This window comes from Pseudomonas sp. 1L-E-NC-VB-C3 (assembly GCF_057291535.1).
This window is the reverse complement of sequence record NZ_JBXAWD010000024.1, coordinates 23,009-49,172: the sequence shown is the minus strand read 5'-3', so window position 1 is coordinate 49,172 and position 26,164 is coordinate 23,009. Positions and strand designations below refer to the sequence as shown.

At 60.0% G+C, this 26,164-nt stretch carries 27 protein-coding genes; 12 read left to right on the top strand and 15 right to left on the bottom strand.

Annotation, left to right across the window (positions count from 1 at the left end; all coding sequences use genetic code 11):
• Positions 1-136 precede the first annotated feature (136 nt).
• The 3 genes from AC0Z5Z_RS26100 to algW form a co-directional block, all read right to left on the bottom strand.
• Positions 137-856: a DUF4198 domain-containing protein gene (locus AC0Z5Z_RS26100; protein ID WP_485611836.1), complete on the bottom strand. Its 720-nt coding sequence runs from the start codon at positions 854-856 to the stop codon at positions 137-139.
• 12 nt (positions 857-868) lie between these two features.
• Complete coding sequence (locus tag AC0Z5Z_RS26095) at positions 869-2,974, bottom strand: TonB-dependent siderophore receptor (RefSeq protein ID WP_485611835.1); 2,106 nt, start codon at positions 2,972-2,974, stop codon at positions 869-871.
• A gap of 88 nt (positions 2,975-3,062) precedes the next feature.
• The gene (gene algW, locus AC0Z5Z_RS26090; protein ID WP_016770590.1) at positions 3,063-4,220 is read right to left on the bottom strand and encodes a Do family serine endopeptidase AlgW; all 1,158 of its coding nucleotides are present in this window, start codon (positions 4,218-4,220) and stop codon (positions 3,063-3,065) included.
• Between the two features lie 104 nt (positions 4,221-4,324).
• Here algW and AC0Z5Z_RS26085 point away from each other — a divergent pair, with 104 nt between their 5' ends.
• The 3 genes from AC0Z5Z_RS26085 (at position 4,325) to cysN (ending at position 8,158) form a co-directional block, all read left to right on the top strand.
• Positions 4,325-5,083: a Nif3-like dinuclear metal center hexameric protein gene (locus AC0Z5Z_RS26085; RefSeq protein WP_024011629.1), complete on the top strand. Its 759-nt coding sequence runs from the start codon at positions 4,325-4,327 to the stop codon at positions 5,081-5,083.
• 249 nt (positions 5,084-5,332) lie between these two features.
• Positions 5,333-6,250, top strand: a complete 918-nt coding sequence (gene cysD, locus AC0Z5Z_RS26080; protein ID WP_016771664.1) for a sulfate adenylyltransferase subunit CysD — start codon at positions 5,333-5,335, stop codon at positions 6,248-6,250.
• Positions 6,251-6,259: 9 nt separating this feature from the next.
• On the top strand, positions 6,260-8,158 hold the full coding sequence (gene cysN, locus AC0Z5Z_RS26075) for a sulfate adenylyltransferase subunit CysN (RefSeq protein ID WP_073473760.1): 1,899 nt from the start codon (positions 6,260-6,262) through the stop codon (positions 8,156-8,158).
• A 272-nt stretch (positions 8,159-8,430) separates the two neighbouring features.
• Here cysN and AC0Z5Z_RS26070 read toward each other — a convergent pair whose 3' ends face one another.
• The 3 genes from AC0Z5Z_RS26070 to AC0Z5Z_RS26060 are packed head-to-tail and all read right to left on the bottom strand — an operon-like array spanning position 8,431 to position 11,814.
• Positions 8,431-9,336 (bottom strand): acyltransferase, encoded by a 906-nt coding sequence (locus tag AC0Z5Z_RS26070; protein WP_485611834.1) that lies wholly within the window; start codon positions 9,334-9,336, stop codon positions 8,431-8,433.
• Positions 9,337-11,436 (bottom strand): phosphate acetyltransferase, encoded by a 2,100-nt coding sequence (gene pta / locus AC0Z5Z_RS26065; RefSeq protein ID WP_024011632.1) that lies wholly within the window; start codon positions 11,434-11,436, stop codon positions 9,337-9,339.
• A gap of 51 nt (positions 11,437-11,487) precedes the next feature.
• Positions 11,488-11,814 (bottom strand): DUF3565 domain-containing protein, encoded by a 327-nt coding sequence (locus tag AC0Z5Z_RS26060; protein WP_485611833.1) that lies wholly within the window; start codon positions 11,812-11,814, stop codon positions 11,488-11,490.
• On the opposite strand from AC0Z5Z_RS26060, the gene AC0Z5Z_RS26055 reads away from it, so the two are divergent.
• The 3 genes from AC0Z5Z_RS26055 to AC0Z5Z_RS26045 all read left to right on the top strand — a co-directional run bounded on the left by AC0Z5Z_RS26055 (position 11,783) and on the right by AC0Z5Z_RS26045 (position 14,190).
• Positions 11,783-12,268 (top strand): FKBP-type peptidyl-prolyl cis-trans isomerase, encoded by a 486-nt coding sequence (locus AC0Z5Z_RS26055; RefSeq protein ID WP_056782966.1) that lies wholly within the window; start codon positions 11,783-11,785, stop codon positions 12,266-12,268. The two genes, AC0Z5Z_RS26060 and AC0Z5Z_RS26055, sit on opposite strands and share 32 nt — an antisense overlap.
• 123 nt (positions 12,269-12,391) lie before the next feature.
• Entirely contained in the window at positions 12,392-12,874 is a 483-nt protein-coding gene (locus tag AC0Z5Z_RS26050; RefSeq protein ID WP_236169716.1) for a glutathione peroxidase, read from the top strand.
• Positions 12,875-13,086: 212 nt separating this feature from the next.
• On the top strand, positions 13,087-14,190 hold the full coding sequence (locus AC0Z5Z_RS26045) for an NADH:flavin oxidoreductase (RefSeq protein WP_252877459.1): 1,104 nt from the start codon (positions 13,087-13,089) through the stop codon (positions 14,188-14,190).
• A 127-nt stretch (positions 14,191-14,317) separates the two neighbouring features.
• On the opposite strand, the gene AC0Z5Z_RS26040 is transcribed toward AC0Z5Z_RS26045, so the two are convergent.
• On the bottom strand, positions 14,318-15,517 hold the full coding sequence (locus AC0Z5Z_RS26040) for a glycosyltransferase family 4 protein (RefSeq protein ID WP_423520778.1): 1,200 nt from the start codon (positions 15,515-15,517) through the stop codon (positions 14,318-14,320).
• Between the two features lie 40 nt (positions 15,518-15,557).
• The gene (gene cysZ / locus AC0Z5Z_RS26035; RefSeq protein WP_056786736.1) at positions 15,558-16,310 is read right to left on the bottom strand and encodes a sulfate transporter CysZ; all 753 of its coding nucleotides are present in this window, start codon (positions 16,308-16,310) and stop codon (positions 15,558-15,560) included.
• A 313-nt stretch (positions 16,311-16,623) separates the two neighbouring features.
• On the opposite strand from cysZ, the gene trxB reads away from it, so the two are divergent.
• Positions 16,624-17,586, top strand: coding sequence for a thioredoxin-disulfide reductase (gene trxB / locus AC0Z5Z_RS26030; protein WP_016771656.1), 963 nt, complete (start codon positions 16,624-16,626; stop codon positions 17,584-17,586).
• Positions 17,587-17,775: 189 nt separating this feature from the next.
• Here the strand turns inward: trxB and AC0Z5Z_RS26025 are convergent, their stop codons facing one another.
• The 5 genes from AC0Z5Z_RS26025 to AC0Z5Z_RS26005 all read right to left on the bottom strand — a co-directional run bounded on the left by AC0Z5Z_RS26025 (position 17,776) and on the right by AC0Z5Z_RS26005 (position 20,282).
• Positions 17,776-18,114: a HopJ type III effector protein gene (locus AC0Z5Z_RS26025; RefSeq protein WP_150742797.1), complete on the bottom strand. Its 339-nt coding sequence runs from the start codon at positions 18,112-18,114 to the stop codon at positions 17,776-17,778.
• Positions 18,107-18,403: a DUF1244 domain-containing protein gene (locus tag AC0Z5Z_RS26020; RefSeq protein WP_056782977.1), complete on the bottom strand. Its 297-nt coding sequence runs from the start codon at positions 18,401-18,403 to the stop codon at positions 18,107-18,109. The genes AC0Z5Z_RS26025 and AC0Z5Z_RS26020 overlap by 8 nt, the downstream gene beginning before the upstream one ends.
• A 96-nt stretch (positions 18,404-18,499) precedes the next feature.
• Positions 18,500-18,871, bottom strand: coding sequence for a dihydroneopterin triphosphate 2'-epimerase (gene folX / locus AC0Z5Z_RS26015; RefSeq protein WP_016771653.1), 372 nt, complete (start codon positions 18,869-18,871; stop codon positions 18,500-18,502).
• A gap of 72 nt (positions 18,872-18,943) precedes the next feature.
• Positions 18,944-19,654, bottom strand: coding sequence for a dihydromonapterin reductase (gene folM, locus AC0Z5Z_RS26010; protein ID WP_256809543.1), 711 nt, complete (start codon positions 19,652-19,654; stop codon positions 18,944-18,946).
• 58 nt (positions 19,655-19,712) lie between these two features.
• A complete protein-coding gene (locus AC0Z5Z_RS26005) occupies positions 19,713-20,282 on the bottom strand; it encodes a putative antibiotic biosynthesis monooxygenase (protein ID WP_041477999.1) in 570 nt (189 codons plus the stop codon).
• Between the two features lie 211 nt (positions 20,283-20,493).
• Here AC0Z5Z_RS26005 and AC0Z5Z_RS26000 point away from each other — a divergent pair, with 211 nt between their 5' ends.
• The gene (locus AC0Z5Z_RS26000; protein ID WP_252878154.1) at positions 20,494-21,453 is read left to right on the top strand and encodes a MerR family transcriptional regulator; all 960 of its coding nucleotides are present in this window, start codon (positions 20,494-20,496) and stop codon (positions 21,451-21,453) included.
• Between the two features lie 3 nt (positions 21,454-21,456).
• Here the strand turns inward: AC0Z5Z_RS26000 and AC0Z5Z_RS25995 are convergent, their stop codons facing one another.
• Together AC0Z5Z_RS25995 and AC0Z5Z_RS25990 are read right to left on the bottom strand one after the other, a co-directional pair.
• Positions 21,457-22,062, bottom strand: a complete 606-nt coding sequence (locus AC0Z5Z_RS25995) for a hypothetical protein (protein ID WP_024011639.1) — start codon at positions 22,060-22,062, stop codon at positions 21,457-21,459.
• Positions 22,063-22,116: 54 nt separating this feature from the next.
• The gene (locus tag AC0Z5Z_RS25990) at positions 22,117-22,593 is read right to left on the bottom strand and encodes a PAS domain-containing protein (protein WP_252883192.1); all 477 of its coding nucleotides are present in this window, start codon (positions 22,591-22,593) and stop codon (positions 22,117-22,119) included.
• 154 nt (positions 22,594-22,747) lie between these two features.
• Here AC0Z5Z_RS25990 and AC0Z5Z_RS25985 point away from each other — a divergent pair, with 154 nt between their 5' ends.
• From AC0Z5Z_RS25985 to AC0Z5Z_RS25970, 4 genes are all read left to right on the top strand, one after another.
• Positions 22,748-23,203, top strand: a complete 456-nt coding sequence (locus tag AC0Z5Z_RS25985) for a flavodoxin (RefSeq protein WP_236169713.1) — start codon at positions 22,748-22,750, stop codon at positions 23,201-23,203.
• 175 nt (positions 23,204-23,378) lie between these two features.
• Positions 23,379-24,161 carry a class II aldolase/adducin family protein gene (locus AC0Z5Z_RS25980; protein ID WP_485611832.1) on the top strand — a complete coding sequence of 261 codons (783 nt, stop codon included), beginning with the start codon at positions 23,379-23,381 and terminating at the stop codon, positions 24,159-24,161.
• Positions 24,161-25,063, top strand: a complete 903-nt coding sequence (locus AC0Z5Z_RS25975; RefSeq protein ID WP_485611831.1) for an alpha/beta fold hydrolase — start codon at positions 24,161-24,163, stop codon at positions 25,061-25,063. The genes AC0Z5Z_RS25980 and AC0Z5Z_RS25975 overlap by 1 nt, the downstream gene beginning before the upstream one ends.
• A gap of 153 nt (positions 25,064-25,216) precedes the next feature.
• A complete protein-coding gene (locus tag AC0Z5Z_RS25970; RefSeq protein ID WP_122610812.1) occupies positions 25,217-26,128 on the top strand; it encodes an SDR family oxidoreductase in 912 nt (303 codons plus the stop codon).
• Positions 26,129-26,164 lie beyond the last annotated feature (36 nt).

The window sequence follows — 26,164 nt, the reverse complement described above, 5'->3', positions numbered from 1 at the left end:
TATTGCAGAGGTTCACCGACTTGAACGATTTGTATTGAATCCATAATCAACTCGGTCTTTCAGGTCGATGTATCCCGCAAGACAACTCGGTCGGCTCCCTCTCCCGCCGGGAGAGGGCTGGGGTGAGGGTGTGCTTTTATTCGTGATGCGGCTCGCTAACGAATGTCAGCGAACTGAACAACCCACGACTGTCCACATCCACACTGTCCTTCACCGGCACTTCAACCTGCGCCGCAATCACATTCAACCCTTCATTACGCACCAGCACCTGCGCACGCCCTTCCTTGTCGGTCTCGGTGCTCAGGGTGTTGGGCGCGCTGCGATAGTCGCCAATCAACTTCACCCCTGCCGCCGGTTTGCCATCGAGCAGCACCCGCACCGGTAACGATTTGCCCGGCCCGACCGTCAGCGGATCGACCTCCGGCAGGATCAGCAGTTTGATCTGGTCCAGTTTCGGCAATTTCGCCCCCGGCTGATAGATCGCCAGGCTGTACTTGAACGTCTGCGTAGCCTCGGTGGCGCCGGGCACTTTGCTGCGTCCTTCGTTGATCCACTTCTTGTCCGCCGTCTGCGACCACATGCCATTATTCAGCGCCACGGCCATCACCGCCGGCGGCTTCAATGGTTTCAAACGGGCATGATCGGCCAGGCGCTCGACGCTGACCGGGATCATTTTGCCGCTTGCGTCATAAGCCCAGGCACCGCTGACTTTTTGTGCCTTGAAGGCGTTGTCTTCGGCGCCGTGACCGTAGACCACCTCGATGTTGCCGCGTCGTTCCTCTGTCCACAGGCCGTGGGCCGACACTTGGCCGGTGAATAGCGCAGCGATGAGCAGAAGGGATTTGCCGTAGTGCATGGTGACGTCCTTTTACAGGTTGAGTGTCAGGCTTACGGTGAAATTGCGCGGCTCGCCGGGGTTGACCCAGTAGTTGCTGTAGGAGCGCTCGTAGTATTTTTCGTCGAAGATGTTGTTCAGATTCAGGCCGACCGTGACGGTGTCGCTGGCCTTGTAATGTGCGAGCAAATCCACGGTCTGGTAGGCCGGCAATTCGAAGTCGCTGCCGGATTCGCCCGAGCGATCGCCGACGTAGGTGAACGCTGCGCCGACGTCTGAACCGCGCAGACGGCCATCCTGAAATGCATACACACCCAGCAGACTGCCGCTGCGTTTGGCCACGCCGAGGATGCGGCTGCCTGTGGCAATGGTCGCGTCGCCCTTGGTCACCTCGGCGTCGATGTAGGCGAAGGCGCCGATGACCCGTATCGCGTCGGTCACCTGGCCGCTCACTTGCCAATCGAAACCCTGACTGCGCGCCTTGCCCATCGCGCGGCTGGTGTCAGTGCCCGGATCAAGGGCGAGGACGTTTTCCTTGTCGATGTGGAAGAGGGCGAGGGTGCTGCTCACCCGCTCATCGAAGAGTTCGTTTTTGATCCCCACTTCGTAACCGACACCTTCTTCCGGGTCGAAGGATTTGCCCGATGCATCCAGGCCGTTGTTCGGTTTGAACGAAGTCGAGGCGTTGGCGAACAGGCCGGTATTAGGCGTGAGCTGATAGAGCAGGCCGGCGCGTTGAGTCAGCGCGTCGTGGCGTTGCTGACTTTTGGCGTTGCGGCTGTGATCGTCGATGCGCTGATCGAAGTGCTCGAAGCGCGCGCCGACCATGCCGCGCAGCTTGTCGGTGAAGATGATCTGGTCCTGCAGATTCAGCGCATGACTTTCAACGTGTTCGAAGAAGTCGGTGCCCGAGCGTGCGCCGTTGGGTTTCGGCTGGCCGTAGACCGGCTTATAGATGTCGATGGCGTAGGGGCCGCCAGCAATGGTGGTGACGCGTTCGTCCTTGCGGTAATTCTCGTACTCGGTGCCGATCAGCAATTCATGCTGCCACGGCCCGAGGTCGAACAGACCGCGCAGTTCCAGTTGGGTGATGCTGTCGTGCCAATTCGTATCGCGTTCGCGCAAGCGGCGGTTGACCGTATGGCCGTCGGCGTTCAGCGCCCTCTGTTCCGAGGCGTCGCCCCAGAGCTTGCCTTCCTTGTAGTGGCTGGCCAGACGCAGTTTCCAGCTGTCGTTCAGATGGTGTTCAAGAGTGGCCTGGAGCAGGTTGTTGTGGTTGTCGATGTTGCCGTCGTTGGGCTCGCCCAAGAACGTCGAGCGCGATACGCCGCTCCATTTGTTGTTCGGCGCCACAACGCCACGATCGAACGTCGAGTTGTGACGGACGATTTCGCTCTCCACCAGCAGCGATGTGTCCGGGCTCAACTGCCAACTGATCGAGGGCGCAACGAATACCCTCTGGCTGTCGACGTGGTCGCGAAAGCTGTTGTTGTCTTCTACGGCGAGATTGATGCGCGAGAGCACATCGCCCTGATCATCGAGGGGCGTGTTGACGTCCAGCGCGGTGCGATAGCGGTCCCAACTGCCAGCGCTGGTTTGCAGAGTGGTGAACGCTTCCGGCTGCGGTTTCTTGGTGACGATGTTCACCGTACCGCCGGGATCGCCCCGGCCGTACAGGCTGGCGGCCGGGCCTTTGAGCACTTCGATGCGCTCGATGTTGGCCGCATCTGGCGTGCTCGGGTAGCCGCGATTGGCGCTGAAACCGTCCTTGTAGAACTCGGACGTGGTGAAGCCGCGCACGCTGTATTCGTACAGGGTCAGGCCGCCGAAGTTGTTCTGCTTCGATACGCCGCCAGCAAAATCCAGCGCACGTTCGACGCTGCTGCTGCCCAGATCCGAGAGCACGCTGGCCGGGACCACGCTGATGGCTTGTGGGATATCGCGTATCGCCGTGTCGGTTTTGGTCGCACTGGCCGAGCGAGTCGCGCGATAACCGCTGACCGGGCCGGTGGGTGATTCGTAGTCGGAGGTGACGCTGATGGCTTCCAGCTCAACGGGCTGCGGCTCATCGGCGAAGGCGGGATCGCAGAGCAAACCCAGAGTCAGGCCCAACAGTGAGGCCTTTTTGCGAGACGACATGTTATGTTGTTCCAATTGCGAGAATTGAAACAATATAACATGCCCGTTGAGAATGTCTGTTATTCGCGCCGTTGGCGCGAAAACATTTTTACTCTTCTTTTTCTTTCACCGGTGCCGGTGGTGGACGCAGGCCGATTTCAGCCGTCAGCTTCAGCTCCTTGCCGTTACGCATCACTTGAATCGTCACCTTGTCGGTCGGCTTGATCCGCGCCACCTGGTTCATCGAGCGGCGGCCATCGCCGGCCGGTTCGCCGTCGATACTCAGGATCACATCGCCCAGTTGCAGGCCGGCTTTCTGCGCCGGGCCGTCACGGAAGATCCCCGCGACGACAATCCCCGGACGCCCGGACAAGCCAAACGACTCCGCCAGTTCCTGAGTCAGCGGTTGCACTTCGATGCCCAGCCAGCCACGAATCACTTGGCCGTGCTCGATGATCGACTTCATCACTTCCATCGCCAGTTTCACCGGGATGGCAAATCCGATGCCTTGCGAGCCGCCGGACTTGGAAAAGATCGCCGTGTTGATGCCGGTGAGGTTGCCGTTGGCGTCGACCAGCGCACCGCCGGAGTTGCCCGGGTTGATCGCCGCATCGGTCTGGATGAAGTCTTCGTAGTTGTTCAGGCCCAACTGATTGCGGCCGGTGGCGCTGATGATGCCCATGGTTACGGTCTGACCGACGCCGAACGGGTTGCCGATAGCGAGCGCGACGTCACCGATGCGAATGCTGTCGGAGCGGCCGACGGTGATTGCCGGGAGGTTTTTCAGGTCGATCTTCAGGACAGCCAGGTCAGTCTCAGGATCGCTGCCAATCACCCGTGCGAGTGTTTCGCGACCGTCCTTCAATGCCACGACAATCTGGTCGGCGCCGCTGGTGACGTGGTTGTTGGTGAGGATGTAGCCTTCCGGGCTCATGATTACCCCGGAACCGAGGCTCGATTCCATGCGCTTCTGTTTCGGCGAATTGTCACCGAAGAAGCGGCGGAACTGCGGATCCTCGAACAAGGGATGCGCCGGTTTGTTGATGACCTTGGTGGTGTACAGGTTGACCACCGACGGCGCGGCGATGCCCACCGCATCCGCATAGGACACCGGTCCCTGTTGCACGATCGTGGTCTGTGGCGCCTGTTGCAGATTGACGTCGAGGCTCGGCAGCCCGACCCACTCGGGGTAACGCTGAATAATCAACAGAGCGATAAGCACACCGGCCAACAGCGGCCAGCCAAAAAAACGCAGCGCCTTGAGCATTAAGCACGTTCCTGGAAAGGTTGCAGGCGAGGTCAGACCGCCCATAATGTCGCGCATTATACGAGGCCGCGCGCGCCTCTGAACGGGATATTTAGGAGTCTTTCATGGCCGTTGCCCTCAGCACCCTCGTCGAAGAAGCCGACCGTTACCTGGGCAGTGCGAAAATTGCCGATTATTGCCCCAACGGATTACAGGTCGAAGGCCGCCCGCAGGTGATGCGCATCGTCAGTGGCGTCACCGCCAGCCAGGCGTTGCTCGATGCCGCCGTCGAGGCCGAGGCCGACCTGATCCTGGTCCACCACGGGTATTTCTGGAAAGGCGAAAACCCCTGCGTCACCGGCATGAAACAGCGCCGCTTGAAAACCTTGCTCAAGCACGACATCAGTCTGCTCGCTTATCACCTGCCGCTGGATCTGCACCCGGACGTTGGCAACAACGTGCAACTGGCGCGTCAGCTCGACATCACTGTTGAAGGGCCGTTGGACCCGAGCAACCCGAAAGTCGTCGGGCTGGTCGGTTCGCTGAATGAGCCGATGACCGCACGGGATTTCGCGCGCAAGGTGCAAGAAGTCATGGGCCGCGAGCCGCTGCTGATCGAAGGCAGCGGCATGATCCGCCGCGTCGGTTGGTGCACCGGCGGCGGCCAGGGTTATATCGATCAGGGCGTGGCGGCGGGGGTCGATCTGTTCATCAGTGGCGAGGCCTCCGAGCAGACTTTCCACAGTGCGCGGGAAAACGACATCAGCTTCATCGCCGCCGGCCATCACGCCACCGAACGCTATGGCGTGCAGGCGTTGGGCGAGTATCTGGCGAAGCGCTTTGCCCTTGAGCACATCTTTATCGATTGCCCCAACCCGATCTGAGCTCACCGCAAACTCCTGTGGCAGCGAGCCTGCTCGCGAAGGCGTCAGACCTTCAATACAAAGGTGCCTGACACTCCGCCTTCGCGAGCAGGCTCGCTCCCACGTTCGGCCCTGACGGCCGAACTGGTGGGCATATTCATATACCCTTTCGATCTAGTTGGCGTCCTGATTAGAAGAGGTCGCTGTGCTAGGATTCCTCGCTCGAACACGGCCCGCTGGCCGTTCATAAGAAAGCTTTCGTGAGTAGCCATGGTCGACAAACTGACGCATCTGAAACAGCTGGAGGCGGAAAGCATCCACATCATCCGCGAGGTGGCCGCCGAGTTCGATAACCCGGTGATGCTGTACTCCATCGGTAAAGACTCCGCCGTGATGCTGCACCTGGCACGCAAGGCGTTCTTCCCGGGCAAACTGCCGTTTCCGGTGATGCACGTCGACACCCGCTGGAAATTCCAGGAAATGTACAAGTTCCGCGACAAGATGGTCGAAGACTTGGGCCTGGACCTGATTACCCACATCAACCCCGATGGCGTGGCGCAGAACATCAACCCGTTCACCCACGGCAGTGCCAAGCACACCGACATCATGAAAACCGAAGGCCTGAAACAGGCACTCGACAAGCATGGTTTCGACGCAGCGTTCGGCGGCGCCCGTCGCGATGAAGAGAAATCCCGCGCCAAAGAGCGCGTGTACTCGTTCCGCGACAGCAAACACCGCTGGGACCCGAAAAACCAGCGTCCCGAGCTGTGGAACGTCTACAACGGCAAGGTCAACAAGGGCGAATCCATCCGTGTGTTCCCGTTGTCGAACTGGACCGAACTGGATATCTGGCAGTACATCTACCTCGAAGGCATCCCGATCGTGCCGCTGTACTTTGCCGCCGAACGCGAAGTGATCGAGAAGAACGGCACGCTGATCATGATCGACGACGAGCGCATCCTCGAGCACCTGTCCGATGAAGACAAAGCGCGCATCGTGAAAAAGAAAGTGCGGTTCCGCACCCTTGGCTGCTACCCGTTGACGGGCGCGGTGGAGTCCGAGGCCGAAAGCCTGACGGACATCATTCAGGAAATGCTCCTGACGCGAACTTCCGAGCGCCAGGGCCGGGTCATCGACCACGATGGCGCAGGCTCGATGGAAGACAAAAAACGTCAAGGCTATTTCTAAGGGGCTGTCATGTCGCATGTTTCTGATTTGATCAGCGAGGACATCCTCGCCTACCTGGGCCAGCACGAACGTAAAGAGCTGCTGCGCTTTTTGACCTGCGGTAACGTCGATGACGGCAAGAGCACCCTGATCGGGCGCCTGCTGCACGACTCGAAGATGATCTACGAAGATCACCTCGAAGCGATCACCCGCGATTCGAAGAAAGTCGGCACCACCGGTGACGACATCGACCTGGCATTGCTGGTCGACGGTCTGCAGGCCGAGCGTGAGCAGGGCATCACCATTGATGTCGCTTACCGCTATTTCTCCACCGCCAAGCGCAAATTCATCATTGCCGACACCCCCGGCCATGAGCAGTACACCCGCAACATGGCCACCGGTGCGTCCACCTGTGACCTGGCGATCATTCTGGTCGACGCCCGTTACGGCGTGCAGACCCAGACCCGTCGCCACAGCTTCATCGCTTCGTTGCTGGGCATCAAACACATCGTCGTTGCCATCAACAAGATGGACTTGAAGGACTTCGACGAAGGCGTGTTCGAGTCGATCAAGGCCGACTACCTGAAGTTCGCCGAAGGCTTGAAGATGAAGCCGACCAGCATGCACTTCGTGCCGATGTCTGCCCTTAAAGGCGACAACGTGGTGAACAAGTCCGAGCGCTCGCCGTGGTACACCGGCCAGTCGCTGATGGAAATTCTCGAGACAGTGGAAGTGGCGGGCGATCGCAACTTCACCGATCTGCGTTTCCCGGTGCAGTACGTCAACCGTCCGAACCTGAATTTCCGTGGTTTCGCCGGCACCCTGGCCAGCGGCATCGTGCACAAGGGCGACGAAGTCGTGGTGCTGCCGTCGGGCAAGAGCAGCCGGGTGAAATCCATCGTCACCTTCGAAGGTGAACTGGAGCACGCAGGTCCAGGTCAGGCGGTAACCCTGACCATGGAAGACGAAATCGACATCTCCCGTGGCGACCTGTTGGTGCATGCCGACAACGTGCCACCGGTCACCGACAGCTTCGAAGCGATGCTGGTGTGGATGGCTGAAGAGCCGATGCTGCCGGGCAAGAAATACGACATCAAACGCGCCACCAGTTACGTGCCGGGCTCCATCGCCAGCATCGTCAACAAGGTCGACGTGAACACATTGGAAGAAGGCCCGGCGAGCGCGTTGCAGCTCAACGAAATCGGCAAGGTGAAGATCGCGCTCGACGCGCCGATCGCCCTCGACGGTTACGAAAGCAACCGCACCACCGGCGCGTTCATCGTCATCGATCGCCTGACCAACGGCACCGTTGGCGCCGGCATGATCGTCGCTCAGCCAGTGGCCCATGGCACCGCCACCCACCACGGCAAACTGGCCCACGTGGCGACCGAAGAACGTGCCCAGCGCTTCGGCCAGCAACCGGCCACCGTGCTGTTCAGCGGCCTGTCCGGCGCGGGTAAAAGCACCCTGGCGTATGCGGTCGAACGCAAGCTGTTCGACATGGGCCGCGCGGTGTTTGTACTCGATGGCCAGAACCTGCGTCATGACTTGAACAAAGGTCTGCCACAGGATCGCGCCGGGCGTACCGAGAACTGGCGTCGTGCCGCGCACGTGGCGCGTCAGTTCAACGAAGCGGGCCTGCTGACATTGGCCGCGTTCGTCGCGCCAAGTGCCGAAGGTCGCGAGCAGGCCAAGGAACTGATCGGCAAGGATCGCTTGCTGACGGTCTACGTGCAGGCCTCGCCGACCGTGTGCGCCGAGCGTGATCCGCAAGGGCTGTACGCTGCTGGCGGCGACAATATCCCGGGCGAATCCTTCCCGTACGACGTGCCGCTCAATGCCGATCTGGTGATCGACACGCAGTCCCTGAGTCTGGAAGAAAGCGTCAAGCAAGTGCTGGAGCTGTTGCGTCAGCGTGGCGCGATATAAGCGTTAGGCACTAATGAAAAGCCCGCCGATGAGTGATCATCGGCGGGCTTTTTTAGTGTCGGGTGATCGTTCCCACGCTCCGCGTGGGAATGCCTCATTGGACGCTCCGCGTCCGCTTCGGCAGGGACGCGGAGCGTCCTGGGCTGCATTCCCACGCGGAGCGTGGGAACGATCAACTGTGGGAGCGAGCCTGCTCGCGAAAGCTTTATCTCATTCAACATCTTTGCAAGCTGATCCACCGCTTTCGCGAGCAGGCTCGCTCCCACAGGGGGTTATTGGTGATGTGGATATTCGCGGTGCATCTGCTCCAGCAACGCATCCTTGTCCAGCCACAGCTGATTGATCCAGCCCTGAAACTGCAATCGATACTCGCCGTCCTGGTCGTAGTTCTTGCCGATGAAGGCCGGCGGGATTTTGATTTCTTCAAAATGCACCACCACATCGCGCACATTGCCGCAGAGCAAATCCCAGAACCCTGGACGCCCCGCTGGATAATGAATCGTCACGTTGACGATCGACTCCAGCTGTTCGCCCATCGCATCCAGCACAAAGGCGATCCCGCCGGCCTTGGGCTTGAGCAGGTACTTGAACGGTGACTGCTGCTGCGCATGCTTGCCTTCGGTGAAGCGTGTGCCTTCGACGAAGTTGAAAATCCCCACCGGGTTATGGCGGAATTTCGCGCAGGTCTTGCGCGTGGTTTCCAGGTCCTTGCCTTTCTTCTCCGGGTGTTTTTCCAGGTACGCCTTGGAGTAGCGCTTCATGAACGGAAAGCCCAGCGCCCACCAGGCCAGACCAATCACCGGCACCCAGATCAGCTCCTGCTTGAGGAAAAACTTCAGCGGTTGGATCTTGCGGTTGAGCACGTATTGCAGCACCAGAATATCCACCCAGCTCTGGTGGTTGCTGGTGATCAGGTACGAGTGCTGATAGTCGAGACCTTGCAGGCCGCTGACGTGCCAGCGGGTGCGCCGTACCAGATTCATCCAGCCCTTGTTGTTGCTGATCCACGCCTCGTGGGTGTGGCTCATCAGCCAACCGGCAATGCGCTGGGTAAAGGCAAACGGCAGGGCCTTGACCAGCGCCACACAGAACAGGAACGAGCACAGCAGAATCGTGTTGAGCGCCAACAGCAGCGAGGCGATCACGCCGCGCACGGGGGCGGGTAGAAAATCCAGCATTTACACATCCATAGGTCGGTTGGCGGCTTGAATCGCGGTGAGCGCGATGGTGTAGACGATGTCATCGACTTGCGCGCCGCGCGGCAGGTCGTTCACCGGTTTACGCAGGCCTTGCAGCATCGGCCCGAGGCTGACGCAATCGGCGCTGCGTTGTACGGCTTTGTGCGTGGTGTTGCCGGTGTTCAGATCGGGGAACACAAACACCGTGGCGCGCCCGGCGACCTGACTGTTCGGCGCCAGTTGCCGCGCGACGTCGGCGTTGGCGGCGGCGTCGTACTGCAACGGGCCGTCGATCAGCAGCGAATTCTGTTGCTCATGAGCCAGCAGAGTCGCCTCGCGGACTTTCTCGACTTCTTCACCACGAGCCGATTCACCGCTGGAGTAGCTGATCATCGCCACCCGTGGAGTGATACCGAATGCGGCTGCCGAGTCGGCGCTTTGCAGGGCGATCTCGGCCAGTTCTGCGGCGCTCGGGTGCGGGTTCATCACGCAGTCGCCGTAGACCAGCACTTCTTCGGGGAACAGCATGAAGAATACCGACGACACCAGCGTGCAGCCCGGTGCGGTCTTGATCAGTTGCAGGGCGGGGCGGATGGTGTTGGCGGTGGTGTTGATCACACCCGAAACCAGGCCGTCGACCTCATCCAGCGCAAGCATCATGGTGCCGATCACCACGGTGTCTTCCAGTTGTTGCTCGGCCATCGGTGCGTTGAGGCTTTTGCTCTTGCGCAGGGCGACCATCGGCTCGACGTAACGCTCGCGGATGTGGTCCGGGTCAAGGATTTCCAGACCCGGCGGCAGCACGATACCTTGCGCGCGGGCGACCGCTTCGACGTCTTCGGGCTTGGCCAACAGCACGCAGCGGGCGATCCCGCGTTCCTGACAGATCGCCGCCGCTTGCACGGTGAACGGCTCGCTGCCTTCGGGCAAGACGATGCGCTTGTTCGCCGCTTGCGCGCGCTGGATCAATTGATAGCGGAACACTGCCGGCGACAGGCGCATCTCCCGAGGCGTACCGCAGCGCTGATGCAGCCAGTTGGCGTCGAGGTGGCTGGCGACGAAATCGGTGATGATCTCCGCGCGCTCGCGGTCATCGATCGGGATTTCCTTGTTCAGGCCATTGAGCAGATTGGCGGTGTCGTACGAGCCGGTGCTCACCGACAACACCGGCAGACCGGCCTGCAACGCGCCCCGGCACAGATCCATGATGCGCGGGTCGGGCAGGGTGTCGCTGGTCAGCAGCAGGCCGGCCAGCGGCACGCCGTTGATCGCTGCGAGGCTGACGGCGAGGATGATGTCGTCGCGATCGCCCGGCGTCACCACCAGCACGCCGGGCTTGAGCAGCTCGACGGTGTTGCGCATGGTTCGTGCGCAAATGATGATTTTGCTCATGCGCCGGGTTTCGTAGTCGCCCGCGTTGAGCACTTGCGCGCCCATCAGGTCGGCGACGTCGCGGGTGCGTGGCGCATTGAGTTCCGGCTGAAACGGGATGCAGCCGAGCAAGCGGAAATCACCGCTGCGCAGCAACGGCGAATGCTCCTTCAGACGCGTGGCGAAGGCGTCCATGCTCTCGTCGGTCTTGACCTTGTTGAGGATCACCCCGAGGACTTTCGGATCTTTCGGGCCACCGAACAATTGAGCCTGAAGCTCGACACGGCCAGAAAGCTCGGCGAGCACTTCGTTTTCCGGCGCCGAGACCAGAATCACCTCGGCATCCAGACTTTTGGCCAGGTGCAGATTGACCCGTGCGGCGTAACTGGCGCTGCGGGTCGGCACCATACCTTCGACCACCAGCACGTCTTTGCCGACCGCCGCTTGCTGATACAGGGCGATGATTTCTTCGAGCAGTTCGTCGAGCTGACCGTCGCCGAGCATGCGTTCAACGTGCGCAAGACCCAACGGTTGTGGCGGTTTCAGGCCATGGGTGCGCGCCACCAGTTCGGTGGAACGTTCAGGGCCGGTGTCGCCCGGATGTGGCTGGGCGATCGGTTTGAAGAAGCCGACTTTCAGCCCGGCGCGTTCAAGCGTGCGCACCAGCCCGAGGCTGATGGAGGTCAGACCCACGCCAAAATCGGTGGGGGCGATAAAAAAAGTTTGCATGGGAATTCTCTATGCAAGGGTGTCAGCCTATGTCTGGCCGACTACCGAAATTCAGTCGCCAAGGTTATCGCTAACCGAGCCTTGTGCACACCAACCGCAGGCAAAGGGATGACCTGTTTTTTCAATACGTTGCGCCGGATCCAGGACCCAGGCGCGGGTTTGCCACGGCGGCTGGTGGCGCAGGTGCTGGGTGTGGCCACAGGAAAGCTCGACCACCCAATGGCCTTCTTCGTCCTGATGGAAGCCGGTGATGGTCGAAACCCGTTTGTCCGGGTTGTGGTCGCTTTCACGCGATTGCTTCGCTAAACTTGGCCTTTCTATATTCTTATGCAAAAGGTCTCGCCCCATGCTGATCGCCGCCAATAAGGCTGTCTCCATCGACTATACCCTGACCAACGACGCTGGTGAGGTCATCGACAGCTCCGCCGGCGGCGCTCCGCTGGTTTATCTGCAAGGTGCAGGCAACATCATCCCGGGCCTGGAAAAAGCCCTGGAAGGCAAAGCTGTCGGCGACGAGCTGGAAGTGGCCGTTGAGCCGGAAGATGCTTACGGCGAATACGCCGCCGAGCTGGTCAGCACCCTGAGCCGCAGCATGTTCGAAGGCGTTGACGAGCTGGAAGTCGGCATGCAGTTCCACGCTTCGGCGCCGGACGGCCAGATGCAGATCGTCACCATTCGTGACCTGGACGGCGACGACGTCACCGTTGATGGCAACCACCCTCTGGCCGGTCAGCGCCTGAACTTCAAGGTTAAGATCGTTGATATCCGTGACGCCAGCCAGGAAGAAATCGCTCATGGTCACGTCCATGGCGAAGGTGGCCATCACCACTGATTTTCTGCGCTAAGCTTCGAGTACTGGAGAGGCGCCTGTGGGCGCCTTTTTAGTCCGCGGCTGTCCTTGGTGGCCTCGCCAAGTGGCTGTTTCGAGTAGAACACGAGAATCCTGGAGTTCGGCATGAGTGCTTTTCACGACCTTAAGTTGACCGGCCTGGATGGTCAGGAGCTACCGCTGGCGCCGTTCAAGGGCCAAGTCGTGCTGGTGGTCAACGTGGCCTCCAAATGCGGCTTGACCCCCCAGTACGCGGCACTGGAAAACCTCTACCAGCAATACAAGGCCAAAGGCTTCACTGTGCTGGGCCTGCCGTGCAACCAGTTTGCCGGTCAAGAGCCAGGCTCGGAAAAGGAAATCCAGGAATTCTGCAGCCTCAACTATGGCGTGACGTTCCCGTTGGCGAGCAAACTCGAAGTCAACGGCCACGAACGGCATCAGTTGTATCGCCTGCTGGCGGGCGAGGGCGCCGAGTTTCCCGGCGACATCACCTGGAATTTCGAGAAGTTTCTGCTCGGCAAGGACGGCCGGGTGCTGGCGCGGTTTTCGCCGCGCACGGCGCCGGATGATCCGACGATCGTGCATGCGATTGAAAAAGCGCTGAGCTGAAAAGTAGCATCAAAAGATCGCAGCCTTCGGCAGCTCCTACAGGGAGAACACCAATCTCGTGTAGGAGCTGCCGAAGGCTGCGATCTTTTGCTTTTCAATCTTTTGATCCTTAATCACCAAAATCAATAATGCTGTTCAGAGCTCTCGACTCTCAATATTATCGGCGTCATATCGATTCATGCCTGTCGCCAATGTTTTCGTGGAGCCTCTCGATGCCCGTTAAAGCCCTGTTCAAACCGTTCCACCTCGGCGCCCTCGAACTGCCGACCCGCGTCGTCATGGCGCCAATGACCCGCTCGTTCTCCCCGGGCGGCGTGCCGAATTCCAAAGTCATCGAGTACTACCGTCGTCGTGCGGCCGCTGGGGTTGGCTTGATCATCACCGAAGGCACCACGGTCGGCCACATCGCGTCCAATGGCTATCCAAACGTGCCGCAATTTTTCGGTGACGCGCCGCTGGCCGGCTGGAAAAAAGTTGTCGACGCCGTGCACGCCGAGGGCGGCAAGATCGTTCCGCAACTGTGGCATGTCGGCAGCGTACGTCGCCTTGGCACCGAGCCGGACGCCAGCGTGCCGGGCTACGGTCCGTCGGAAAAACTCAAGGACGGTCAGGTCGTGGTTCACGGCATGACCAAACAGGACATCCAGGACGTGATCGCCGCGTTTGCCCAGGCGGCCAAAGATGCGCAAAGCATCGGTATGGACGGTGTGGAAATCCATGGCGCCCACGGTTATCTGATCGACCAGTTCTTCTGGGAAGGCAGCAATCAGCGCAGCGACGAATACGGTGGCAGCCTGGCCAACCGTTCGCGTTTTGCCATCGAATTGATTCAAGCAGTGCGCGCAGCTGTCGGTGAGGGTTTCCCGATCATCTTCCGCTTCTCGCAGTGGAAGCAGCAGGATTACACCGCGCGTCTGGTACAAACCCCCGAAGCGCTGGGCGAATTTCTCAAGCCGCTGTCCGACGCTGGCGTGGACATTTTCCACTGCTCGACCCGACGCTTCTGGGAGCCGGAGTTCGACGGCTCGGATCTGAACCTCGCTGGCTGGACCCGCAAGCTGACCGGCAAACCGACCATCACCGTGGGCAGCGTCGGCCTGGACGGCGAGTTCCTGCAGTTCATGGTCAACACCGACAAGGTCGCGCAACCGGCCAGCCTGGAAAATCTGCTGGAGCGTCTGAACAAAGAAGAGTTCGACCTGGTAGCAGTGGGCCGCGCGCTGCTGGTCGATCCGGACTGGGCGCAGAAAGTACGTGAAGGACGTGAGCAGGATATTCTGCCGTTCAGTCGTGAGGCGTTGATGACCCTGGTTTAAGCGGCGCCAGTTCGACCTTTTCGCGAGCAGGCTCGCTCCCACCCTCTACTGCATTTCATATGAAGGAATGCGGTGCCCATGTGGGAGCGAGCCTGCTCGCGAACGCTGTTTCTATGTCGACGCAAATCTATGGTTGTGTCTGAGCCCCAGGCACCACCAACTCCCCCACACAAGCCCCCCGCAAATACCCCTCGAATTGCTCGATAATCGCCGCCCAGCCTTGGCGACTGCCATGCTGCCGCGCATTCAGCCGCACACAACGCAACCGTTCATCTTCCTCCAGCAACCACGCCGCCGCTTCGCAAAACGCCTGCTCATCGCCGGGCATTGCCGAAACGCCGTTGTAGCCATGGCGAATATGCTGCGCCGCCGCTGCCTGGTCATAGGCAACAACGCCGAGTCCCGAAGCCAGGGCTTCCAGCACCACATTGCCGAAGGTCTCGGTCAGGCTGGGAAATACAAACAGATCTCCTGAGGCGTAGTGCGCCGCCAGGGCTTCTCCCCGCTGCGCGCCGCAGAAGATCGCTTCCGGCAATTCTTTTTCCAGCGCCGAACGCTGCGGGCCGTCACCGACCACGATCAGCTTCAGATGGCGCTGTGGATAAGTCTCACACAGGGTTTCAAAGCAGCGTTTGAGCAGGCCCAGATTTTTCTCCGGGGCGAGCCTTCCTACGTGGATGACCGCGATATCCGTGTCAGAGAGCCCCCATTGCTCACGCAACGCGCTCTGACGTTTGCTCGGATGAAACAACTGGCTGTCCACACCCCGCGACAACAACGCCAGCCGCTCGAAATGCCGCCGCTCCAACTCCAGGCGCTGACTGGCGCTCGGCACTAAAGTCATTGCCGAACGATTGTGAAACCAGCGCAGGTAGTGGGTAAGCATCCGCGTCAGCAGACCGAGGCCGTACTGGCTGGTGTATTGCTGGAAGTTGGTGTGAAAGCCGCTCACCACCGCAATCCCCAGGCGCCGTGCGGCACGCAGTGCCGACAATCCCAGCGGGCCTTCCGTGGCGATGTACAGCACATCGGGGCGCTGGCGTTTCCAGCGCCGCAGCAGTTTATGCATCGACGACTGGCCCCATTGCAGCCCCGGATAGCCCGGCAGCGGCCATCCGCGACACAGCAACAGTGCATCGTCTTCGCTGCGTTGTGGATCACCGGCCTGGCGCGGGCGCACCAGCTCCACCTGATGCCCTCGTGCGCGCAAACCCTCGCACAAGCGGCCAAGGGTATTGGCCACGCCGTTGATTTCCGGTGGGAAGGTTTCGCTGATGAGGGTGATATGTAGAGCTGTCGTCATGACCTCAGTGTCGGCTGAGGCCATGTCGAGCTTGTTACGATCGGATGATGGATTTGTGACGCGGTCAGTGCTGTATCACCAGGTTTTCGGCGCCACGTTCGCGCACCCAGAACAATGTCGCTCCGGCCACCGCCGCTGGCATCATCAGGATGTTCACCACGGGAATCAGCAACACCAGATAAACGATCCCGCCAAAACTCATGCTCTGCCAGCGCTTCTGCCGCAGCCAGGCGAGCATCTCGTTCCAGCCGAGTTTGTGGTTATCCGCCGGGTAGTCGATGTACTGGATGGCCATCATCCACACACCGAACAGCAGCCATAACGGCGCGGCGACGATATTTACCACCGGGATAAACGAAAGAATAAACAGACCTATCGCACGCGGCAGGAAGTAGCCGAGCTTGCGCATTTCCCGGGCGAGGGTGCGTGGGACCATCGCGATCAGTTCGCCCCAACTGAACGCCGGGAAATCATCGGTACCGCGCACCACCACTTCGACTTTTTCCGCAAGGAAGCCGTTGAACGGTGCGGCAATGATGTTGGCGAGCATGGTGAAGGTGAAAAACACCATCAAGGCCACCAGGACCACGAACAATGGCCAGAGGATATAGCTGAGGAAACTCAGCCATTCAGGCAACGAGGGCATCAGCGTGTCGACCCACAGGCTGAACTGGTGGCCGGCCAGATAGATCAATCCGACGAACAGCACCAGGTTGATAGCCAGCGGCAACAACACGAACAGGCGCAGGCCAGGGCTCAGGACCAGTTTGAGGCCTTCGCGCAGGTATTGCGGGCCTGACAGAACAGGGGCGGGCATAAGGTGCTCCGAAGCAAGGGAAATCGCGCCGACGTTACCGACTTTGCCCCAGCGGCGAAAGCGCGGCAGAGCAATCGACATTCACTGTAACAAAGAGGTCTATCTCGTCACCGTCTCGGCATAGAGACCACCTATGAGCTGGATTGTTAAACCGTATTTCCTTAATCTTGCCCCCCTCGATACGCTGCACCCAACTTTTTACAGGACTGTCGAGTTCAAGCCTTCCCCAAGGTGTCCACGGTCCTTTTTTATTCCGCCGGCCGTCCGGCGTCCGCGCCAGATTTTTTCATGGCCGGCCAACAGGAGCAGATTCATGTCTGAAGTCCGTCATTCGCGAGTGATCATTCTCGGTTCCGGCCCCGCCGGTTACAGCGCTGCGGTCTACGCGGCCCGCGCCAACCTCAAGCCACTGCTGATTACCGGCATGCAGGCCGGCGGTCAACTGACCACCACCACCGAAGTCGACAACTGGCCGGGTGATGTTCATGGCCTGACCGGTCCGGTGTTGATGGAGCGCATGCGCGAGCACGCCGAGCGTTTCGAGACCGAGATCGTTTTCGATCACATCAACGCCGTGGACTTCGCTGCCAAGCCGTACACCCTGACCGGCGACAGCGCCGTCTATACCTGCGATGCGCTGATCATCGCCACGGGTGCCAGCGCCCGTTACCTGGGCCTGCCGTCGGAAGAAGCGTTCATGGGCAAAGGCGTGTCGGCCTGCGCGACCTGCGACGGTTTCTTCTACCGCAACAAGCCGGTCGCCGTGGTTGGCGGTGGCAACACCGCTGTCGAAGAAGCGCTGTACCTGGCCAACATCGCCAGCACCGTGACCCTGATCCACCGTCGCGAAACCTTCCGCGCCGAGAAGATCCTGATCGACAAGCTCAACGCTCGTGTGGCTGAAGGCAAGATCATTCTCAAGTTGAACGCCAACCTGGACGAAGTCCTCGGCGACAACATGGGCGTGACCGGTGCGCGCCTGCGCAACAATGATGGGAGCTTCGACGAGATCAAAGTCGACGGCGTGTTCATCGCCATCGGCCACACCCCGAACACTTCGCTGTTCGAAGGCCAGTTGACGCTGAAAGACGGTTACCTGGTTGTGCAGGGCGGCCGTGAAGGCAATGCGACTGCCACCAGCGTCGAAGGCATCTTCGCTGCCGGTGACGTGGCTGACCACGTTTACCGTCAGGCCATCACCTCGGCCGGCGCCGGTTGCATGGCGGCACTGGACACCGAGCGTTACCTGGACGGCTTGCAGAACGCCACGTTCTAAGACCGCAGGGCATAAAAAAAACCGGCCAGATTGGCCGGTTTTTTTGTGCCCGAGATTCGCAGTCGCCACGCATCCAGTGTGGGAGCGAGCCTGCTCGCGAAGCGGTGTATCAGTCGACATCTTCGATGAATGTCAGTCCGTCTTCGCGAGCAGGCTCGCTCCCACAGGGGGCATGTGTGGCTGTTGGGATCAGCGGCGGTTCAGGGGTTGGGCGCTGAATTTCACCCCGGCCAGGCCGTGCTTGATCAACGCGCGGATATTGCCGTGATCGCTGCCCTCGGGCGTCGCCAGGACCGAACGGTAATGCTCGCCGAACGCCAGCAGCGCTTCTTCATCGTTCAAGCCTTCCAGCAGTGCCAGACCCAGGGTCTTGCACGAGCCTTCGTTCTGCCCGGCAGCGTTTTCCACGCCGCCGTTGTTGAATGCTTGCGGCTGGTAGTCGTAACCGGCGGCGATGAACGCCAGGGTGTCGGCGAAAGCATGCTCGCCACTCTTGAGGCTGGCGCGCAGGGTGTTCAGATCAGTCATTGGGTTTTCCTTTGGCAAACGCTGCTTGCTGCTCGGCGCTGGCTTCTTGCTGGTATTGGGCTTTCCACTCGGCGTAGGGCATGCCGTACACCACTTCGCGGGCGTCATCGAGGCTGACCTCGATCTGACGTTGGTCGGCTTCGGCCTTGTACCATTTCGACAGGCAGTTGCGGCAGAACCCGGCGAGGTTCATCAGGTCGATGTTCTGCACGTCCTTGCGGCTGTCGAGGTGGGCGACCAGTCGGCGAAAGGCGGCGGCTTCGAGTTCCAGGCGTTGTTGATCAGTCATGGGGGGTCTCTTCGAGACAGCTTCAAGCGGCAAGCTTCAAGCTGCAAGATGGGTGTCTGTGAGCAAAGTTTACAGCTTGCGGCTTGAGGCTTGAAGCTAGCGGCTCGCTGCGAGCGTAATCGATACCGATTCGGCGAAGCGCAGCGCGTGCGGTTTGTCGACTTCGACTTCGGCGTACAGCACCGATGCATTGGTCATCACCAGGTCGAGCAATTCCTGGGTCAGGCGTTCGAGCAGCGCGAAGCGGTTGCCTTCGACGTGGGCGATGATTGCCTTGGTGATGGTGCGGTAATTCAGCGCGTGGTCGATGTCGTTGTCACGCACCGCTTCCTGAGCTGCGTACAGAATGGTCAGGTTGATCAGCACATCCTGCTTGTTGAGGATTTCGTCCTCGTTGATGCCGATAAAGGTGCGCAGGCGCAGATCCTTGACCCGGATGCGCGCCATCCCCGGTTGAAGTTGTGGCATTGATTTGCTCCGTCCAGTCTATTGCAGGCGTTCAGGTGGATCTTACTCGACTCGCGGCCGAAGCGGGACGGCCTATTTGACGTGCCGGCCGCCGTTGACGGTCAGGGTCGTGCCAGTGACATAGGGATTGTCGAGCAGATAGCGCAGGCTCTGGTAGATCACCTCGCAGCCGGGCTCGATACCCAACGCGGACTTGGCCAGCGCCTTGCTGCGGTAGACGGCGTCATCGTCGGGGTTGAACAATAGCAGCGCCGGAGCGATGCCGTTGACCTTGATGGCGGGCGCAAAGCGCGCGGCAAACGACAGGGTCAGACTGTCGAGCCCGGCCTTGCTGGCGCAATAGCCGATGTGCTTGCTGCTGCCTTTGCGGGTGACATCGTCGCTGATGTGGATGATGTCGGCAGGCGTCGAGCGCTGCAGCAACTCGGCGCAGTGCAGGTTGATCAGGTAAGGCGCGAGCATGTGAATGTTGAACATGCGATTGAAGGCTTGTGCTTCGCTGCCCTGGGTTTCCGCCAGCCATTCGGAGGCGTTGTGCACGACGGCGCGCAAGCTGTCGGTGTGGGCTTTCAGCGCATCGATGAAGGCAAGAATCCCGGCCTCACTGGAAAAATCCGCGAACAGCGCTGTCGCGCCAAGATCGCGAAGGGCCTGTACGCCCGGTCGCTCGGTGCGGTAAGTGAAAATCAGCGGGTGGCCATCCTCGATCAAGCGCTGCGCGCAGTGCAAACCGACACGCTGGCCGGCGCCGGTGATGAGGATCGGGGCTGCGGAATCTGGCATGGGCGGCTCGCATCGCGGTTGAAGCGAAAACTATAACAGGCTCGCCGCCCGCTGCGGATCAGCGATTCTGCGCCGACGGTGCGCCAGCCAATGGCCTCGTCGGCGTGCTGTTCAACCAGTTCGCCAGCAGACGCGTCGACAACGGGATGAAGAAATACACCATCAGCGGCGTCAGGCACGCCGTGCCGATCAAGATGCGCGGCAACAGGCTCAGCTCAGCGAGCAGCGGGCCGAGGGCAAAGTTGAATATCAGCGACACCGGAAAAAACGCCAGCCAGATCGCCACGGCCTGTTTCCAGCGCGGCGGGCGTTGGCCGGCAGCACCAAACCAGCCTTCAATGCCGCTGACCCGGTGCTCTTTGGGATGTTCGAAAAGATCGCTGCCACGATTCAGCCAGGCGGTACGCGACGCCGAGTATTCCCACGCGTGCAGGGTCTGCTCATCGACAAATCGGAAGATAATCTGGAATTCGTTGTCACCGGGCGGTGGCGCAAGGACGCCGGAGCCGAGGTAGCCGGGGAAGTCGGTGGCCAGTTGCTCGCCTTCGCGCAACCATGCAATGAGATCGTGATAGCGGCCATCAGCGACGCGACGCGCTACCATCAACGTAACGGGGGAAGTAGACATTTTGTATCTCCGTATTTCGAGTGCGTCGTTCCGGGTAAGAACTTCGCCTGACGCAGGCCGGGGTAGAGGCCTGCGCTTTACGACAAGCAAGGATTATTCCTGAATTTGCCGATTAAACCAGCCACTTTCGTCGCAGATCACTACTTGAAGGTTTCCAGTCCATCATGTTTAAAATGGGATCCAATGAACCGACATGGAAGTTGACCGCCAGATGCCTGTAAACACGGACACTCGCCCGGCTTCAACAGTACTCGGCACGATCGAGCGCGAAGAGCTGTTTCCCATCCGCGAAGTGGCGCGCCTGACCGGCGTCAACCCGGTGACCCTGCGTGCCTGGGAGCGCCGTTATGGACTCATCCAGCCGACGCGCACCGAAAGCGGGCATCGTTTGTATTCAATGAACGATATCGAGCGCGTGCGCAGCATTGTCGACTGGATCGATCGCGGCGTGGCCGTGAGCAAAGTCGGCAAGATCCTGGCGAAGACAGAGCCTCTGAAGGTGCTGGCAAACTTTATCCCCGATGACCATGTGCAGGCTGATTACAAGCAATGGCAGGAGCAGGTTCAGCAGGCGGTCAGTGCGTTCGACGATCAGCAGCTGGATCGCGTCTACGGGCAGATTTTCTCGTCGTACGCGCTGCCGGTGGTGTTCGAAGCCATTCTGATGCCGTTGTGGCGTCAACTGCTGCAGCGCCAGGACGCTTTCGGGCAAACCAGCGAATGGTTGTTTCTCGACGGATTTCTCAGGGTGCGTGTACTGCAGCGCATTGTCATGTTGCGGGGTGCGCAACCGCGCCGGGTGATTGTCAGCGCGCTCGCGGGGCAGTGCAGAGAGCTTGAGTTGCTGGTCGCGGCGTTGTTTCTCAGCGGCAACGACTCTGGCGTGCGGGTGCTGACCACGGGCCAGCCGTTCGATGAACTGACGCTGGTCTGCGAAAAGGTCAAGCCTGACGCACTTGTGTTGTTTTCCAATCATGCCCCCGGTCCAGAGCTGCCCCGGCGCCTGAATCGTCTGGCACTGAGCCTCGATTGCCAATTGATGTTGGCCGGCGATGCCTCGGAACTGGCCGAAGACAGTCTGGCCGGTTCATCCGTTGCATGTCTGGGGAATGAGGGCGCAACGATGCGTCAACGCATGAAGCAATTCATGGCAGGCAAGCTGGATACCTGAGACTCAGGCGTGCAGGGCGGGGTGGGTCAGGCGATGCTGTTGAAGGATGAACTGGCGCAGGCGCTCGGTTTCGTCGGCATCGGTCTGGCTCAGTTCGTAAGCGAAGAAACCTTGCTCGGTTTCACGCTCGAAATGGCCGCGCAACGAGATGCGCTCATAACCGGAAGGGCTGAACCACAGGGCGAAATGTTTCGGTGGTTTGGTCTTGTTGCGCACTTCCAGCAACACACCTTTGTGCGACACCTCGTGCACCCACAGCGTGCCGGGCTGGCCTTTGGCGTTTTCCAATGCCACCGGCTCTTCCAATACCAGGCGCCACGGCCGCACCATCGGGCCGTCTTCATAGATGCTCGGCACCCCGAGACGCAGATGCAGCGCGTGGAACTCGTCTTCCACCAGATGCAGCGGGAAAGTCATCTGCTGATTTTCGAAGTTTGCCTGGATCGTCACTTGCTCGTGAGCAGCCAGACGTGTCAGCAGGTCACGGATCTGCGAACCACCATTAACCAGCAGACTCGACGTTGCATCCCGCACGTTCAGTTGCGGGTTGTGCTGCATTGTCTGGATGAAATCCAGCTCGTCCTGGGTGAGGAGGGCGTCGCGCTGCATGGCTAACTCGAAGTGAATAGTTACAAAGTCATTGGTGATTGTAGTTAATGACCGTCAGTTCGCGGTTTTGTTTGCGCCGTTCGTCGCTTTGAGTGCCGCCAGCTCGCTTTGCAGCGCCGCCACTTGAGCTTCCAGCTGTGCAACCCGCTGCTGCGCCTTGACCTGAACCGTCACATCCTTCTGCACGCCGATGAAATAAGTCTGCCCGTCCTCGGCATTCTTTACCGTCGACAATGACAATTCGTTCCAGAACGGCGTGCCATCCTTGCGATAGTTGCGCAGGATTTCCCGGCAGGAACCGCCTTCACGCAATGTCTCGCGAATCAGTTGCAGACTTGGTTGATCACGGTCTCCAGCCTGCAAAAAACGACAGTCCTGGTAGAGGATTTCCTCACTGCTATAACCGGTCATGCGCTCGAAGGCAGGGTTGACGTAAATAAGGATGTTGTCCTGCTCGCCTTCCTTTTCAGCGACCACGATTCCGTCATTCGACGCATTGATCACCATTTGCAGCAGGCTGGCGTTGATCATCCGAGAATCCCTTCCGTTATGTCAGTGGCAGGCATTCTAGAAGAAAGCCGCGGACTGTCTATAGGCCATCCGCTTGCATTGAGAGCCAATCGCAACTTCGCGGCATGGGCTGTTACTATCGCGGCTCTTTTTTTTCAGTTCCAGGATCAGATTGATGAAAGTCGCCATCCTCTCAGGTTCGGTCTACGGCACCGCCGAAGAAGTCGCCCGCCACGCTCAGGACCTGCTGAAAGCCGCCGGCTTTGAAACCTTCTACAACTCGCGGGCCGCGCTGGCCGATATTCAGGCGTTCGCTCCTGAGGCTCTTTTGGCCGTCACTTCGACCACTGGCATGGGCGAGCTGCCGGACAACCTGCAACCGTTGTATTCGATGCTGCGCGATCAGTTGCCTGCTTCGTTGCGGGGCCTGCCCGGCGCGGTGATTGCCCTCGGTGATGCCAGCTATGGCGACACCTTCTGCGGCGGTGGCGAGCAGATGCGCGAACTGTTTGCCGAACTGGGCGTAAACGAGGTTCAGGAAATGCTGCGCATCGACGCCAGCGAAAGCGTCACGCCGGAAACCGATGCCGAGCCGTGGCTGGCGCAGTTGATTGAAGCGCTCAAGGGCTGATCGCGGGCAATAATCGCTGCACCTTCTAAGCGTTGTTGCATTGCAACGGATCCAGGCTGTTTGCCCGGCTGACTCGTTCAGTCATCAAGCTGGCTGCCAATGCAACTACGCGATGCCCTGCGCCTGACTAGACTGCTGACACGAGCAGAACAAGAAGAACGCAGAGGTGCATACAGTGAGCGTAGCCCCCGTCCAATCGTCGCCGAACGTCAAAGATCAGGTCAGCGCTGCCGAGTGGCAGACCCGCGTCGATCTTGCCGCCTGTTATCGCTTGGTCGCGCTGCACGGCTGGGACGATCTGATCTTCACGCATATCTCGGCCAAGGTGCCCGGCACCGAAGATTTCCTGATCAATCCGTTTGGCCTGATGTTCCACGAGATCACCGCTTCGAGCCTGGTGAAAGTCGATCAGGCCGGCAACAAACTCATGGACAGCCCGTACGAAATCAACCCCGCCGGTTACACCATTCACAGCGCCGTCCACGAAGTGCGCCACGATGTGGTTTGCGTGCTGCATACGCACACTGCGTCAGGCGTTGCGGTGTCGGCGCAAAGGCAGGGGGTGCTGCCGATCAGTCAACAGTCACTGTTTGTGTTGTCGAGCCTGGCCTATCACGCCTACGAGGGCGTGGCCCTGAATCATGAAGAAAAGGCGCGCCTGCAAGCCGACCTCGGCGACAACAATTTCCTCATGCTGCACAACCACGGTCTGCTCACCTGTGGTGGCACCATTGCCGATACGTTTCTGATGATGTTCACCTTCCAGCGAGCCTGCGACATTCAGGTCATGGCGCAGACGGGAGGTGCCGAACTGATCGCCATCGAACCGCAGATTCTCGCCGGCGCCAAGGCAATGATTGCCGGCGTCACCAAGAGCGCGCAGGGCATGGGCGGCGCGCTGGCGTGGCCGGCGCTGTTGCGCAAACTCGATCTTCAAGACCTGGGGTATAAATTCTAATGCCGCTCGCCGAGATTCCTCTGAGTGTCTGGCGCAAGCGCAGCCGGACATTCGTTTTTCATGGCCAGTCGATCCGCTACTGGACAGTCGGGCAGGGTGAACCGTTGCTGTTGATTCATGGTTTTCCCACCGCCAGTTGGGATTGGCATTACCTGTGGCAGCCACTGGCGCAGCGTTATCAGGTGATCGCTTGCGACATGCTCGGTTTCGGCGATTCGGCAAAACCGCGCAATCACACCTACAGCCTGCTGGAACAGGCCGATCTGCAACAGGCACTGCTCGCCCATCTGCAGGTTGAACAAGCGGTGCATATTCTCGCTCACGACTACGGCGACAGCGTCGCTCAGGAACTGCTCGCGCGGCATTACGAAAAACGCATCGAAGTGGCCAGTTGCGTGTTCCTTAATGGCGGTCTGTTTCCGGAAACCCATCGTCCGCTGCTGATGCAGAAACTGCTGCTCAGCCCGATTGGCTGGCTGCTTGGCCGCGCCTTCAGCCGTGAGGCGCTGGTCAAAGGTTTCCGGCAGATCTTCGGCCCGCAGACCCAGCCATCTGAAAGCGAACTGGATGATTACTGGAGCCTGGTCGACAGCAACCATGGCCCGCGCATCCTGCACAAATTGATCACTTACATTCCTGAGCGCCGGGTGCAGCGCGAGCGCTGGGTGGCGGCCATGCAGCGTGGTGATATCCCTTTACGAGTCATTGACGGTGCAGTCGATCCGATCTCCGGCGTGCACATGGTCGAGCGTTATCGCGAATTGATCCCTGATGCAGACACCGTGCTGTTGCCAGGCATCGGCCACTATCCGCAAACCGAGGCGCCGGCGCTGGTGCTCAAGCACTATCTGGCGTTTCGCGATCGTCTGGTATTGCCACCACGCAAAGTGGCGTACTCCTGATTCTCGCCGAGAGCACAGGCTCTCGGCGACCGGACGCTCGATCATCCCTCAGCCTTATCGCGCACCATTCAGCCGCAGCCGGGTTCGTTGTGACCCAAAGCGACGTGCCTGACACTCAGGTTCATTACCTCTTGGCCTGCTGGAGTTGCCGCGATGAATGAACCTGTGCGTTTCGAAGATAAAGTCGTGATTGTCACCGGCGCCGGTGGCGGCCTCGGGCGTGCCCATGCGCTGCTGTTCGCCAGACAGGGCGCGAGAGTGCTGGTCAACGATCTCGGTGGCTCGACGCAGGGCGAGGGCGCCAACGCTTCGGCTGCCGACCGCGTAGTGGCGGAAATCCGCGAGGCCGGCGGTATTGCCGAAGCCAACCACGACTCGGTGACTGACGGCGACAAACTGGTACAGAACGCCCTCGATGCCTTCGGCCGCGTCGACGTCGTGGTGAACAACGCCGGGATCCTGCGCGACAAGTCATTTCACAAGATGGACGACGCCGACTGGGATCTGGTCTATCGCGTCCACGTTGAAGGCGCCTACAAAGTCACCCGTGCTGCCTGGCCGCATCTGCGCGAGCAAAACTACGGTCGCGTGATTTTCACTGCGTCGACTTCTGGCATTTACGGCAATTTCGGTCAGTCCAACTACGGCATGGCCAAACTCGGGCTGTACGGGTTGACCCGAACGCTGGCGATCGAAGGGCGCAAGAACAACATTCTGGTCAACGCCATCGCCCCGACCGGCGGCACGCGCATGACCGAGGGCCTGATCCCGCCGCAAGTATTCGAGCAACTGAAGCCGGAACTGGTCAGCCCGCTGGTGGTGTATCTGGCCAGCGAGCAATGCCAGGAAACGTCCGGCCTGTTCGAGGTCGGCGGCGGCTGGATGGGCAAGGTGCGCTGGGAACGCAGCCTCGGTGCCGGCTTCGATCCGCGCGAAGGGTTCTCGCCAGAGGATGTGGCGGCGCACTGGCAGCAGATTTGTGATTTCGAAGGCGCGGCGCATCCGAAGGACAATATTGAAGCGTTGAAGGAAATGATGGCGAATTTGCAGAAGTATTCGATTTGAAGTTAACGGAGCCACCAACCCTCGCGGCGGGTGGCT